Raw genomic sequence first — 14682 nt, 5'->3', positions numbered from 1 at the left:
TTCTTTGTTTTGCGCACCACAAAACGAAAAACAGCTAGACTTTGACAGAATCGATTAGCGTACAATGTGACTCGCTAGCTAATTATCATATGCGAATTGCAGATCGCAGAGGAGAGTAGCAAACGCAGTTGATCCACCACCTGAAATACCGGTTCGCTTTCTGTGTGATTGACCTCAGCCCGTCAAATGGGCCGCTGGTTCGCAAAGAGGCATAGTTGAGCGGCAATAGAAAACATTGACGAAATAGCCACAACGATCTAAAACGTGAGTATGTAAAGATTTGTTGTCCTGCCAATTACCTACCATCGATTTCGTTGTACCCACCTGGATTCCCTCGTCTCGATCTCGTTTGAGACGACTTCCGCCGCAATAACAAGTAAGCAGTCCTCCCTTTTCTGCTTTTTTCGGCTTGGCCCAATGCTATCAGGTACAGTGCCAAATCGCTTACCACTGGCGTGCCCGCTGAAACAACCTCGGGAGCTGGGAACCCTTTCCCAGTGAAGCAAACCATGTATCGCGTTTCGTTTTCGTTATTTGCTTTTAGTTGCGGTACTACCGCCCTGGCACTGCTTGGCCCATCTACCACATGGGCACAAGAGGTCGAGACTCCTGTTGTGCCTTCTGCCCCTGTGGTGGAAACCTTCCCCAGTAGCGATTCCGGCACCGCAGAAGTCTTACCGGATGTGGATGGGAAGCTGCGTTTCTCATTCCGCGGCGCATCGTGGCGAGAGGTGTTGGATTGGCTCGCGGAAGCTGGTGACCTTTCTCTCTATATCGATGACGTCCCGACCGGTAGCTTTACGTACTCCGATAGCCAGTACTTCACGGTTGACGATGCCGTGACGCGTTTAAATCTATTTCTCTTGCCGCAGGGCTATACATTAGTCCGTAAGGGGCAGTTGCTTTCGGTGATCAATCTGGGGGATCCTCGCGGTCTGCAGCAGTTGAACGCTATGGCTCGTGTGGTCTCGCCGGATGAACTCGAACAATTGAACGACCACGAAGTGGTCAAATGCTTCGTCAAACTAGGGAACGTCATCCCAACGGAAGCCATCAATGAGTTGGAACCGCTCTCTTTGATGACCACACCGGTTGTTCTTCCCAAATCGAATCAACTTATCATCACCGACACGGCAAAGAACCTGCGAAGCGTTCTGCAAGTTCTCGCATCCATGCAAGAGCCACAAGAGGATGAGGCATCGATCCGCCGCTTCGATCTGAAGCACGCCGATGCAGCTACGGTGCTCCTTGTCGCTGGAACTCATTTGGGCATACCTGAGAACGAAACGAGTGGGATCGATATCACGATAACCACCGATACCACGGGCAAGCGGCTCTACGCGGTGGGCTCTGAGGAAAAGCTCAAGCGACTCGATTCTCTGATTCAAGTTGTTGATGTTCCCGAGGAAACGGAAGACACTCCGATCGAGAAGACGCTCGTTTCGCATCCCGTAGGTGGAGATAATCTGCAAGTGGTTTACGACGTGCTTCAAACGATCTTGGCTGACAAGTCACTAAGGCTATCGATGCAGGACAGCAGCAACTCGATCGTGGCCTTGGCCGACGCGGATACCCACCAGCTTATCCGAGATACCATTGAAGAATTGCAGGCACCTTCGATCGAGTTTTCTGTCGTCGAGCTGAATTCCGTCGATCCCTACTTTGCCGTCTCACTGGTAGCAGAAATGTTCGGCGTAATGGACGAAGAGGATAGAGACGACAATGAAGATCGCGTTCTGCCCCCTAAGGTTGACGCCGATCCGGGCAATCGACGCTTGTTCGTTCGTGGTACCGCCGAGCAAATCCGGCAAATTGAACAGCTTGTCCAGCGACTCGATTCACGTAAGAGCAGCGGCACCGATTTGCGGTTTGTTCCTCTCACCGGGCCGAAACGCCAACACCTTCTCCAGACGGCGAAGAAATCTTGGGGAGGAGATAACTGTCTGCAAATCCTTCCCAGTGAAGAAGGGGCACAGCAGCAGTTCATCGAGCGATCACTTCACTCTGAAGAACAGTCGAGTAACACCAAAATCCAAAGCGTCATACCTACGAATTCGCCGCAAGACGACAAACCGCGTCGGAAAGCTTTGCCCATTCGTTCTGACGAGCAGCCGGATAACGGTTTCGTCTTGCTGCCTGAAGGTGGCGACACGATCAATACCTCGGCAACAGTCAAGAACGTCAACGCACCCATTCGTAGCCAGGTCGTCCCCAATGGCATCTTGCTGCAATCGGACGACATCGAAGCGTTGGACCGATTCGAGGAACATCTCCGCATGCTTTCAGCCCAGGACAAGAACGCGATTTCACCCACAGTGATCTACTACTTGAAGTACGTATCCGCTGAAGAGGCAGTCAAAATGCTGGCCGACTTGCTAGATGGTGGTAATGCCCTGAATGATTCTCCGTCCGATACGCTAGTTCGCGGTTCGGTTGGCAGCCTCGGAGGCTTTTACGGTAGTCTGCTCTTCGAACGCGATGGCGTGACAACGGTAACCGCCGGCACCGCTACGATTGTTTCCGATGCAAGACTCAATCGCCTAATTGTCCAAGGGACCCGGGAGGATATTGCCACGATCGAAAGCTACATGAAGATCATCGACAAAGACGCGAGCATCACCGACATCGAGACTTCTGGGCGTTCACGTATTATCGAACTGAAACATGCCCAAGCAACGGAAGTGGCAGAGATGATTCGGGAAGCATTTCCTGATCGTGTCGATATGTCGGCCCAGCGCAACGCCCAGGCACGTCAGGCAAACCCCGCTCCCAGTGACAATCGAAGCAACAAGGATGATCGGCGTGGCGAAGAAGACCAGCGAGGATTCCAAGAGAAGCCGACCCGCGGTAGCAAACCCACCATGGCGGTCGCCGTTCACGAAGCGAGCAACTCGCTTGTGATCACCGCCCCAGATGCGCTCTTCGCCGAAGTGGAACAGCTAGTGGCATCGGTCGACCAGCGGAGCGAACGCGCGGTTCGTGTGATTACTGCTACCAACGGCATCAATTTGGAGATGATCGAACAAGTGCTGGCAGAGCAGGCAGGCAATTCGCCTCGCCCAAGCTCTTCCTCAAGCACGCGTTCGTCCGCCTCGTCGAGTTCTAGTCGATCGAAGGGTCGTTAAATGATTCCCATTAGGTTCGACTATCGCTACATCATGACCTTCATCCTGGTCTCGCTTATGTCTGGCGTCAGCTTTGGACAAGGGGAGTGGATACGTCGCATCGACGATGACAACAATGGATATATTGAGCCGGATGAGATTTCCGATCGAAGTCGGCGATACCTTGAAGAGTTTGCCATTCCTTACGGTCTAAGTCTATCTCGACCTAACTCCGTGCGGAAACTCGAACAGGCGGCTCGGCTTCACGCTCAGCGGCGCGATCGCGAAGGCAAATCTAGCCTGCCACAAACCGTAGAAGATTCCGGCATGAAGGGATTCGGTGTCGAACCTGAAAAGCCGCTGATTCCCGGCTTTGGTCTTCGCGAAGTAAAGTACCCCTACACACAGGCAGACCTCGACGAAGCTGCGTCCATGCTGCGTCGATGGGATCGCAATGACGATGGCAAGTTAGATGCCCAAGAAATCGAGCGGGCCAAGTGGCAAGGACACGCCCCGCTGGATAGCGACATCGACCAGGACGGGAGTCTGACGAAGTTGGAACTCTCCCAAAGATACGCCCGACGTCGTATTGAGGCGAACCGCACAATCACGTCGGTCGGCTCCTTGAATGAAGGTGTCCCTGCACGCAACGATTACCAAGATGATCGCGACCGCCGTGACCGAATGCGAGCCGGCAGCTCTCGAGGAGGTGACCGCGGCAGCGCGTCGCTGGCAGATAGCATCCTTGAGCGATACGACTTCAACCGGAACGATCAACTCGACCCGCAAGAGATGGCCAGTGTTGGAATATCGATTGCCAAGGTCGACTACGATCGAAACGGAGCGGTCGACGAAAGCGAGTTTGCTCGGTATCTAAACGAGGAACTGGAGCGTGAGGCAAACGCCAACCAGGAAGCGATCCCTACCTGGTTCTTCGAGCGAGACGAAGATGGCGACAAGCAAGTTCTGATGTCTGAATTCACCGAAGAATGGGATGAAGCTAAGCTTGAAGAATTTGCTTCCTACGATCATGACCGCGATGGGATGATTACGATCGAAGAAGTCCTAACTTCTCAAACGGTTGCGGGAGGGAAGTTCTCCAGTTCCCAGGCTCACTTACTTCTTCCCCGGTCTACGGTCGTCTCCGAGATCGAAATTCCAGATGACTACTTGATTGGTGACCTCAATCTGCAACTCTCGATTACGCACACCTATACCGAACAACTCGATGGCTACCTGATCGGCCCTGATGGCCAGCGAATTGAACTTTTCACCGGTGTCGGGGGAAGCGATGACCACTTTGACCGCACGATCTTCGACGACGACAACGGTGAACGCATCACACGTTCTCGGGCTCCGTTCCGCGGGACATTTCGCCCGGAAGCCTTGGAGAAACGTCAGCCAGGATTGAACCATTTCAAAGGAAAGAATCTGAAAGGGACCTGGCAGTTGATGATTCGAGCCAGTCGTAGCGAGAGGTCTGGCGTTTTGCATGGATGGTCGCTAATCGTCAAGCCAGACCAGGAAGCAGTCGACAACCCCGATTCCGTTGCCGAGCGATTGAATCCCACGGAAACGGATGATGGATCCTCGACACCGGAGATTCCGACTGCAACCACTCCCCAGCCATGATTCTTGAGGCAGGAAAACTACTCGACGTTACTTTCCTCGACAAACTCTAAGTAAGCTTTCGCATATCGCTTGCCGAACTCGCGGTAAGACTGGGCGTTGAAGTGGACTTTATCACCTTTGTGCGTCAAACCATCTGCCGGTACGAAGAGGACATTATCGTCGGTCTTGGCGATATTTTGATGAGCCCGATCGACCTGAGTTTTAGCTTCATTCCAAGGGTTGTCTTCAAATTTGCCTAGTTGGCCAATGATGAACGGTACATCTTCCGCGTTGAGTTCCTTACGAAATCGAGCGATCAAATCACGCAGCTTCTGGTCATAGACCTCTGCTTGCTCTGGCCGCGAATCCGATTCCCCTTGGTGCCAGAGAATGCCCTTCAACTGACCTGACTGGAGGGCCTTGTGAGCTCGCTTCATGGCGTCATCATAGGGATGCGATTTGGTCGGAGCATCCCATGCCCCTGGCTCCCACGACCTGATGGGCGAGCCCCCCACAGCGCAAGGAATCAGGCCAATCGTGATATCCGGGCTACTGTCTGCGACTTCGAAGCCGAATGTTCGTCCCAACCCTACGCCTACCATCTTCGGCTTGTCAAAGTGCATCGGATCGACTGCCGGAACCCACTTGCCCTGCTGATCCAACATCAAGACTCTTGGATTCTTTACCTGGTCATCTGGCGTTACCTTGCCACGTCCGGCCATGTTCGACTGCCCCACTAAGAGAAACAAATGAAACTTGTCCTTCGCTGGCAGATCAGTCTCTTCACTGCTTCCTGTAGATGAAAATAAAGCAACAAAAAGCACGGACAATAGAACTACTAGGGGGAGTACTTGTCGCATCATGAGTATCTTTTGATCAGGTTCATTCTTTTCGAGGTTAGAAGCGGAAGAATTCTCCGATTGAGCGTAGGTCCTTACTTTAACCCATGGAAGACCGAATTTATACTTCTGACTTGGACTGCGCATTTTCGCACGTCGCCAACTTGTTCCTGCTTCTGAATTCACCATGATCGATCCTTTAGCCATCCTCGCGAGCAGTCGCGTCACGACTCCGCTGGTTCCTATTCAACTCCCAGAATTTGGCGTGCCCATCTGGTGCAAACTGGAGTATTTGAATCCAAGTGGCTCGACCAAAGATCGCATTGCACGCTACATGCTATCGAAGGCGATACGCAGCCAGGTTATTCAACCTGGCGACCATGTAGTCGAAGCTTCGAGCGGTTCGACGAGTATTGCGTTCGCGCTGGCATCGGCCCAACTGGGTCTTCAGTTTACGGCCGTAATGCCGGAAAACGTGAGTCCTGAGCGCATCAAAATCATTCGAGCATACGGTGCAAACGTCGAGTTAACCAAAGCCGAAGACGGAATTCATGCCTCGATTCGTTTGGCCCAGCAAATCTCTGAACAGAGGAGTGCTTTTTGGCCGCGACAATTCTCAAATATTGATAACGCAAAAGCTCACTGCGACGAAACTGCAGCCGAAGTGCTTTGCCAGATACCTAGTGGCAAGGTCGACATGTTCGTCAGTGGCGTGGGAACGGGAGGAACGCTAGTCGGCGTTACTCAAGGCCTGAGTTCGGCAGGCTGTCGGGTCACGCCAGTTTTAGCTCGTCCCGTAACGAACCAGCTCATATCCGACGTTGAATGCTGCAGCTTTAGCACAAAGATTCCCGGCGTGGTTGATGGGCTTTCAACCATCTTTCGCGACGCCAACTTGCCAAACTTGAAGCAATACGAAATCTCTGATAAAGAAGCAATCCACACTACCCGGCAATTGATTCGCGCTGGATTTCCAGTCGGCCCCAGTTCCGGGCTTAACTACTTAGCCGCTGTCCAGGCCTACCGAGAAGAGGAGGGCAAACCAATTTGCCTGACGGTTTTTCCAGATCGCATGGAACGCTATTTCTCGACGGATCTTTTCGCGTAACGGTACCGCCACTGGAAAGCCGTAAGGTCAATCATTCATTGCGCGTTAGTCGATTTGCCAATCGTCCGCGAAGCATCTGTCGCACGTCCTGGTAGGTCGATTCATCCACCACATTGCTTGACTCTCGCGGATCACTCTTGTGATCGTAGAGTTCAACGGCGCGGACCTCTCCTGTCTTGAAATCACGCCACTCTGTATATCGAAAGTCTTTAGTGCGAAGCGAGTAGCCCATCACTTCTGGCTTGCTTTGGTAGTAGGCGGGGCGAGGGTGTTGGGTCAACGCACCGTTGCGCACAATGGCCTCTGGTTCTTCCAGGACAGGCACCAGACTCTTGCCTTCGAGCGATGATTGGGACGGCAAATCGCAAAGCTGAAGAAGCGTGGGATAAAGATCAACAAGCTCGATCAGTGAATAGCTTTGCTTGCCAGAGGTCGCCATTCCAGGCTGCGATATGATAAGCGGAATACGTGCGTCTAGCTCAAAATTACTTGTCTTGCACCACAGATCATGTTCACCGAGGTGCAAGCCATGGTCTGACCAAAGCACAACGATCGTGTTTTCAGACAGTCCCTGCTTCTGCAACTCTTCGAGTACCTTGCCAATTTGCGCGTCGAGAAACGAAATGGCCGCATAGTACCCATGATTTAATCGCAGATTCTGTTCCTGCGTAATGTCTCCCTGTTTGGGAATGTCGGTATAGCTGCGTACTTCACGACTATCGTGCCGAGCAATCTCCGGAGCATTGGATGATGGCAGATCCTTGATTTGTTGTGCGATTTCCGCAGTGTCGTAAAGATCCCAGTATTTCTTCGGCGCGTTGAATGGAAGATGGGGCTTCCAGAATCCGACGGCCAGAAAGAACGGCTGCTTGTCCTTCGCACGCTGCTGGATCGACTCGACGGCAGCCTTGGCGATACGACCATCAAGATACGCCTCGTCTGGGACGTCTACCCTTTGAATGGCTGGCCCCTTGGGAACCTGATGCATTTCAAATGGCTCTCCCTCGACGTACCAATCGTTCGAGTGGGCGCCCCAGGCGAATTTCGGCGGAACACTCCACGACTGCTGGTCGTTCTGAATCTTCTGCCGATAGTTGTGATATACCTTGCCAATATTCTGGGTGTAGTATCCCGCGTTTTTGAATCGTTCGGGAAGCGTCACAACATCAGGTTGCGTTTCCCGAAAATGCGTCACGAGGTTCCAAATACCGAGAGTATCGGGATACCTCCCCGTCATGACTGAAGCCCGCGACGGATTGCACAACGCCTGTTGGCAATAGGCACGTTGGAACAACAAGCCGCGGCCTGCCAGGTCATCGATATTGGGTGTTTTGGCGATCGGATCACCATAGCAGCCAATCTGTACCCGAAGATCATCAACAGCGATGAACAAGACGTTTGGCTTACCGGATGTCGGCTGAGCCGTTTGTTTGGCTTCTAACTTAGTCGGCGGCGGCAGCAAGAGCATTCCGCCGGTCCACGTCAGTTGAGGTATCGCGATTCGATCCCCTGCGGACAGGTCGCACTCGTACACGCGCATCATTGTGCGACCGCCATCGGTGTAGTGGAAAGTCGCGTCTTCGACCGGCTTCCACTCCGGCAGTTCGGCCGGTTTGACCGAGGCGGAGATTGCCATGTATACGGTTGCGTTCTCCGCGGCTGTCACGAAGGCAGGCTCTTCTTCCCCGCCGTTGCCGCGGACGAATTGCCATCCCTGAAATCGCTCAGGCACAGAATCCCAGACGTAGGATCGGTTCCCGTACGCCTTTTCGCCGTTCTCAAATGGATGAATGGCGATCACTCTGCGTTCGATCGTTAGCGGGCCCACCTGCTTTTGGTCGTAAGGTTTCCAGTTATTCTCCAGGTGGTAGAAGTGGCCATCTTCGGCCCCAATGAACAAATCAGGACGATTGTCGTTGTTCCAATCGACGACAGTAGGGCTGGTCGTATGCCCTGCCAGACGATGCGGGTGTACCTGTACAGGGGCATCAAACGCCCATGGTTTCTCCTGCGTTGAAACGTTACGCATCAGGTCCACACTGCGACTGTTTAGTAGCAAGTCCAGCTTGCCATCACCATCCCAATCGACGATACAGATCTTGCGCCGACCACTTCCACCAGCCGTTTTGGCGTTGAGCTGCAGCGGTTCCCCCTTCCGATTGGTAAAAATTCTCTTGCCGGGCCGCAGGATCAATTGTTCGCCGACTTTCTCACGCCGGAACCACGCCAGATACCCTTCATGATCCAAACAGACTAAATCATTCAGGCCATCTTCGTCCAAATCGATCACAACCGGCGTCGTGCGCCACTGGGTTGCTAACTGCTTACCCTCTGGCTTCCACCAATTCCATGCTGGATGGGGAGGGGGTCCTTCCCACTCGACTTCTACCGGTTTGGCTCCTTCCAATTCTTCAAGTGACCCAGTATTGCGATACCATTCAACCTTTCCCCAAATCGAATTGACAATCAGGTCATCCTTTCCGTCATGATCCCAGTCGGCAACGCTCAGCGTTGTATATCCCCATTTCGCTTCGGCCGGACCTTGAATCGATCCGTTCGGGCCGGCCTGGGGACGAATCGGTTTTCCATCGACCTTCAGCAGTTTCGCATCGGCCCACTTCGGAGGATTGCCGCCGTCTAGGTTTTCAAAGAAGGCTATATATCCAGCTGAGTTTCCCGTGATGATGTCTTCGTCCCCATCACTATCCCAATCGACACTGACGGGTGTTGCCAATGCACCGAACTTGAGGGCATCCGCCTCTTGCTGGAAGTACTTCGGTGGGAGAAACTGCGGCAGGCCATCGACAACCTCACCGGTGTTTTCAACCAGGGCGACTCGTCCATCTTCATCCCCCACGATGAGATCCCAGTCACCATCCCGATCCCAGTCAAAAGCTGTCGGTGTGATCATCTGCAGGTCCATCGCCAGCGGCTGACCGGCATAGGAAAGACGCTTACCGGCTGCAAACTTCGGACGCTCTCGAGTACCTACATTCTGAAAGTACGTGAAGCCATCGAGGAATTCTCCACAAAGCAAGTCGAAATCACCATCACCGTCGAAATCGGCCAGGTTTGGCGACGGCATTCCAAAAACATCGACCAGTTGGCCGCCGGCTTCAAGCTTCGCTGGTTCGGCGTAGGTTGGTTTATCGGTTGTACCAGTATTGCGAACCAAATAGACGTATCCATGTAACGGCCCGCGAGTCCAATTGCCTTCCGCATCGAAGGCATCGTCCCAGCCGTACTCCTTCCAATCGCCCACGCCGACTAACAAGTCGATGGCACCATCATTGTCGTAGTCGACATATCGCCATTGGTTGGCTCGCACACGATTTGGGTGAACGTTCTTAGTGGGATAGATGGGCTTGCTTTCCTGGAATTCACCCCCCAGGAAGTTTACCCACTCCGTGCCGGGGGAAAGGACTCGCGGTTTTCCATCCACATACGAGACATGCACAGAATGCATACCGGGGCCAATCTTGACCGGCGGCTTGAAGGTTGGAAACTTGGCATCATCGCCGGGGTTTTCAAATAGATACATCCCGTTAAACGGGACATCAGGACACGAGACCACCAGGTCGGTGTCTCCGTCTCCATCCCAGTCCATGGGCATGGGCCACGCCCACAACCCAACACCCAAGTCGACTTTCAATCCGGGATTTCGATACTTAACAACCGTTAGATCATCGTCCGCGAAAACTTGCGATGTACACCAACAAGCGGTAAATAAGATCACCGCATATGTAGCCGTTCCCTTAGGCAACGACAGTAATTCTCTGAACATGGGAAGGCATTCTTGGGGAGGGATTACGAAATACTACTTTGACAATACTACGGCAAAACCGTCAGAACAAACTGTGGTTTACTGCCTTCAGTCTCGACCACCGCGTCCAACTTGGCGGATTCCTCAGGCAGGTCGATCTCGGTCACTAAGGAACCAAATAGCGGTTTACCTTCTTCAACTTGCATTTCACGACCTTCGTAGGGAATGCCATCGAACGCGCGAAGTTCAACGCGGTGCGGCCCGCCGACAACACCACGTCCGTCGTTCTCCGTAGAGAACTTGCCATCTCGAATACGTGCTTTACCTTGCGGTCCCTTATTTCCGCGACCTGTATCTGGCGTAAAGATCAATTCGCCGGAGGGAATAGGCTTTCCATCGTACGTGGCTTCTCCGGATAACACAAAACGATCTGGCGATTTCGCCTGGCAAGCGAATGAAGACAGGCAACCAATGGTCAACAAGCAGACAGCTAAAGCCACCAAGCTTGCGCGTAGGCCTGAGAATAGGGCGTTCATAATAGGGGCGTTCTCACTTGAGGTTTTTGCTGCAGCAGAAGGGATCAACGATTGGGACGTCACTATGGCTTAGAAACAGGCTCGTTGCCACTTCGACTTGCCATGGAGAGCAAAACATCGAAATCGGTCGTTTCCGGCAAAAACGAAACAGAACCATCCCCTAAGGCAAACTGGGCGCCCCCAGGATGATTGCTGGAGAAGGGTCGTGAGTTGCCATACGAACCACATGACTCATCGGGGCCGCAGAAATTCACGCTGTACTCAAGATTCTTAAATGCCGCCGCGTCGCAAGGCCATCCAATACTGTTGCTTGTACCCGCGATCCAGCTCGTCTCGCCTTCAAAACGTTCTCCGATGACAAGCGTGTTTGAAGTGCCGTCGGTGATGTCGCCGAAGCGAACCTTCGAATCGACATACAACGTGCCACCGGTTGCCATTCCGCGACGCTCGCTTCCACCTGTACAGGCAGAATGGTACGCGTTTCCGATCAGGACCGGGTAGCTTTGACCGGTTTGCGGATTGGTACCAATTGGCCCGGCAACGCCGTTGTAATGTTGCGTGTAAGTATTCTGCCCATTCACCTGGCCGCTACCCCAGACGCCACGCTGCTTTTCGCTCACATTGCTTGGGCAATGGAACGTATCAGGAACAATGTCCAGCGTCAGCGGCTTGTTTACCGGATAGCCAGACGCGGTCCACACGATCTGATCCTCAATCGCTGATTGTTCGATAAACGACAAGATTCGGGCATGCCAACCCAGTTGATTCCCCCCCTTATATCCACCAGGCGGAAAGGAACCGAAGGTGTCGTGATAGTTGTGTAGTGCCAAGCCTAACTGCTTCAAGTGATTGCTGCACTGCATCCGCCGAGCCGCTTCGCGTGCTGCCTGAACTGCCGGCAGTAATAAGGCAATCAAAACACCAATGATCGCAATCACTACCAACAACTCGACCAAAGTAAAACCCTTGGGCCTATGGTTAATTTCAGGGGAGAAATCGGTCATGAGAGAATCCTTGCGATGAGGGGGAAGTCGTGTTACCGATAGGACATCTGAAAAGATTATGAGGGATTCGGGGCCTTGTATCTCGAACTTAGATCCGGCTTCGTAGGTAAGCGACTTTCGACTACTTCGTAGCCCGATTTGACCCAAACCGGTATCTAAGACGATAATAGCATCCCGCTGGGATCCCAGGCTATGGTATCCTTGAAAAGAAATCAAGTATTTATTTGGCGCGGACCAGGAAGCACGACTAATTGGCCGGCTTCATCCAAGCGTGACGCGTGTCTCGTCGACCGATAATCCTTAGTCACTCTCGGCGGAATGCCCCCCAGGAAATCCCCATGAAGTTACTTCAACTGTTCATATTATTATTTGCATTAGTGACGCCCATCTGCTCTGCCGAGCTTGCAGATGCGGAGACCATTCAGCCGAACATCGTCTTCATCCTTGCCGACGATCTCGCCTGGTCGGACCTAGGCTGCTATGGCCATCCATGGCATCGAACGCCTAACATCGATCGCTTGGCCGAGGGGGGAATTCGATTCACTAGTGCCTACGCCTCAGCACCCATCTGTTCGGCTTCAAGAGCGAGCCTCCTGACTGGAAAGACAACGGCCAGCCTTGGTTTCGAGTTCGTAACCAAGGGTACCCCAGGCAGACAGAATATCGACGCCCCGACAGCGCTGGTTGCGCCGCCACTCACACTGAACCTTCCGCTTACCGAATTAACCGTCGCCGAGAGACTCTCTGATCTGGGATACGAAACGGCGTTCTTTGGAAAGTGGCATTTGAATCAACACTTTGGGCGATACCTAGGTTGGAGTCCAACCCATGGGCCGAGGCAGCAGGGATTTCAAGTCGCCGAGGAGGACTTTGGTGCGCACCCGTATTCATGGGGTCGCAATCCACCGGACGCAGTAAACGAAGAGGGAAAGTTCGTCGAAGACTCGATGGTGGAGAGGGTTTGTGCTTACATTCGTCAGCCCCATGATCGACCCTACTTTGTCATGGCCTCCTCGTTCTACGTCCATACGCCCGTTAGGACACCGTTGGAGTGGTTGACCAATCACTACGAAAAGACCATTCCCGCAGATGCCAAGAGTCGAGCCAATCGCCTCATCTATGCCGCATTCTTGGAAACTTTCGACCATCATGTGGGACAAATACTGCAGGCTATCGAGGCAAGTGGCAAGTCAAAGGACACGCTTGTTATCTTCTTTTCCGATAACGGAGGACACCCAGAGTACACAGGCAACGCACCACTTCGTGGATCGAAATGGAACCTGTATGAAGGAGGTATTCGCGTACCGCTTATCGTGCGTTGGCCTGGCCATGCCATGCCTGGTACGGAAAACGCCGTGCCGACCGTTGGCTACGATCTACCTTCGACGTTCGTTCAGGCTGCTGGTGGAAGCATCGATGCAGTGGAAGGTCAAGCGATCTCCTTTCGCGGCGATATCACGCCGAAAGTTGAACAGCGAGATCTCATTTGGCACTTTCCCTACTACCACCCAGAGACCGGCTATCGAAAGGCTAAACCGACGATTGGCGTTGATGATTTCGCCGTCAGCAAAACAAAACCACAATCAGCGATTCGTCGAGGCGATTACAAGTTGATCTGGTTCGCCGAAGATGATCGTGTTGAGCTTTATCATCTCGCTAGAGATCCGTCCGAACAGATGGACCTTAGCCAAATCTCACCAGGGAAGTCGGCGGAACTGAAAGAGGCACTGCATCGATATCTAAAGGCTCACCACGCCAGAATGGCGACTCCGCATTAAGCTTCGCCTGACTCAATCTGATTGATTTCTTCTAGTAAATCCTGAGGGAGTGCCAGAGGTAGAGCACTTCGAGCATCACCCATCGCCTGGCGACGATCGAACGACTCAAGTGCCAGACGTCGGCTCTCTCGAATATGTTCCCGCATCCAGTAGCGAGCCAACTCCCCATTTCCGCGCTTCATCGCACGCAGGATGCGACGATGAAACCGATAGACACTGGTGACGATTTTCAGATCATGTGTTTCCCGCTGCGCGGTAAAGATTCGTGAAAGCACACGGAGATCCGACACGATCTTCATCATCCGGCGATTACCACTGGCACGCAAAATCACCATGTGAAAACCCATGTCCGCCGCGAGAAACCTTTGCATCATTTCCGGGCTGAGCATCTTCTCGCCGCTTTCCCGCAGTTCCTGGGCAACGAGCACAATCTTGTGACAAAGTAGTGATAGGATTTGCTTGTCTTCGCCGGTAAGATGCCCCGCAATCAATTCCGCAGCGTGGCTTTCCAATGCCTCGCGGACTTCGTAAAGCTCTGCCATTTCTGAGCGATCCAGCGAATGAACGATCGTGCCGAACCGCGGAACCTGGCGGACTAACCCTTCCACTTCCAATTGCCGAATCGCTTCGCGGATGGGCATTCGGCTCATCCCGATTTCTTTGGCGAGCGCGAGCTCCGAAATCTGCGTTCCAGCAGGCAAGTCGCCCGACAAGATGCGTTGCTGGATGTATTGGTAAGCTTGCTTGCGTCTCGGAATCTTTTCCATAAGTTCCATGTGAGAAAAGGGCCAGGTAACCGTTTAGAATCAATGCACTTGGACAAACACGTAAACCGGTTGACATTCTATCAAAACACAGACTCACCCGCATGGCACGCACTTTCCGCCAACCTGCTGGAACCTTGTCCCGTTCATTCCCTGAATGCTCTGGAAAGCATAG

At 53.0% G+C, this 14682-nt stretch carries 9 protein-coding genes; 4 read left to right on the top strand and 5 right to left on the bottom strand.

The window, feature by feature from the left end:
- The first annotated feature begins 614 nt into the window (after positions 1-614).
- Both Pan97_RS12875 and Pan97_RS12870 read left to right on the top strand, forming a co-directional pair.
- Positions 615-3125: a secretin N-terminal domain-containing protein gene (locus tag Pan97_RS12875; RefSeq protein ID WP_165698729.1), complete on the top strand. Its 2511-nt coding sequence runs from the start codon at positions 615-617 to the stop codon at positions 3123-3125.
- Positions 3126-4736 carry a proprotein convertase P-domain-containing protein gene (locus Pan97_RS12870; protein ID WP_144973123.1) on the top strand — a complete coding sequence of 537 codons (1611 nt, stop codon included), beginning with the start codon at positions 3126-3128 and terminating at the stop codon, positions 4734-4736.
- Between the two features lie 17 nt (positions 4737-4753).
- On the opposite strand, the gene Pan97_RS12865 is transcribed toward Pan97_RS12870, so the two are convergent.
- Positions 4754-5743 (bottom strand): sialate O-acetylesterase, encoded by a 990-nt coding sequence (locus tag Pan97_RS12865; RefSeq protein WP_241676393.1) that lies wholly within the window; start codon positions 5741-5743, stop codon positions 4754-4756.
- Between Pan97_RS12865 and Pan97_RS12860 the strand changes: the two genes are divergently transcribed.
- A complete protein-coding gene (locus tag Pan97_RS12860; protein ID WP_144973122.1) occupies positions 5742-6662 on the top strand; it encodes a PLP-dependent cysteine synthase family protein in 921 nt (306 codons plus the stop codon). The genes Pan97_RS12865 and Pan97_RS12860 overlap by 2 nt on opposite strands.
- 31 nt (positions 6663-6693) lie before the next feature.
- Here the strand turns inward: Pan97_RS12860 and Pan97_RS26840 are convergent, their stop codons facing one another.
- The 3 genes from Pan97_RS26840 to Pan97_RS12840 form a co-directional block, all read right to left on the bottom strand.
- The gene (locus Pan97_RS26840; RefSeq protein WP_196782387.1) at positions 6694-10275 is read right to left on the bottom strand and encodes a sulfatase-like hydrolase/transferase; all 3582 of its coding nucleotides are present in this window, start codon (positions 10273-10275) and stop codon (positions 6694-6696) included.
- A 218-nt stretch (positions 10276-10493) separates the two neighbouring features.
- Positions 10494-10847, bottom strand: coding sequence for a hypothetical protein (locus tag Pan97_RS12845; RefSeq protein ID WP_144973120.1), 354 nt, complete (start codon positions 10845-10847; stop codon positions 10494-10496).
- A 176-nt stretch (positions 10848-11023) separates the two neighbouring features.
- Positions 11024-11965: a DUF1559 domain-containing protein gene (locus tag Pan97_RS12840; protein ID WP_144973118.1), complete on the bottom strand. Its 942-nt coding sequence runs from the start codon at positions 11963-11965 to the stop codon at positions 11024-11026.
- Between the two features lie 338 nt (positions 11966-12303).
- Here Pan97_RS12840 and Pan97_RS12835 point away from each other — a divergent pair, with 338 nt between their 5' ends.
- Positions 12304-13743: a sulfatase gene (locus Pan97_RS12835; protein WP_144973116.1), complete on the top strand. Its 1440-nt coding sequence runs from the start codon at positions 12304-12306 to the stop codon at positions 13741-13743.
- Here Pan97_RS12835 and Pan97_RS12830 read toward each other — a convergent pair.
- Entirely contained in the window at positions 13740-14510 is a 771-nt protein-coding gene (locus Pan97_RS12830) for a GntR family transcriptional regulator (RefSeq protein WP_144973114.1), read from the bottom strand. The genes Pan97_RS12835 and Pan97_RS12830 overlap by 4 nt on opposite strands.
- Positions 14511-14682: the final 172 nt, after the last annotated feature.

The sequence above is a fragment of the Bremerella volcania genome (genome assembly GCF_007748115.1).
GTDB classification, from domain to species: Bacteria; Planctomycetota; Planctomycetia; order Pirellulales; family Pirellulaceae; genus Bremerella; species Bremerella volcania.
Note: the sequence above shows the minus strand (reverse complement) of the source record. Positions and strands in the feature narration are given on the sequence as shown.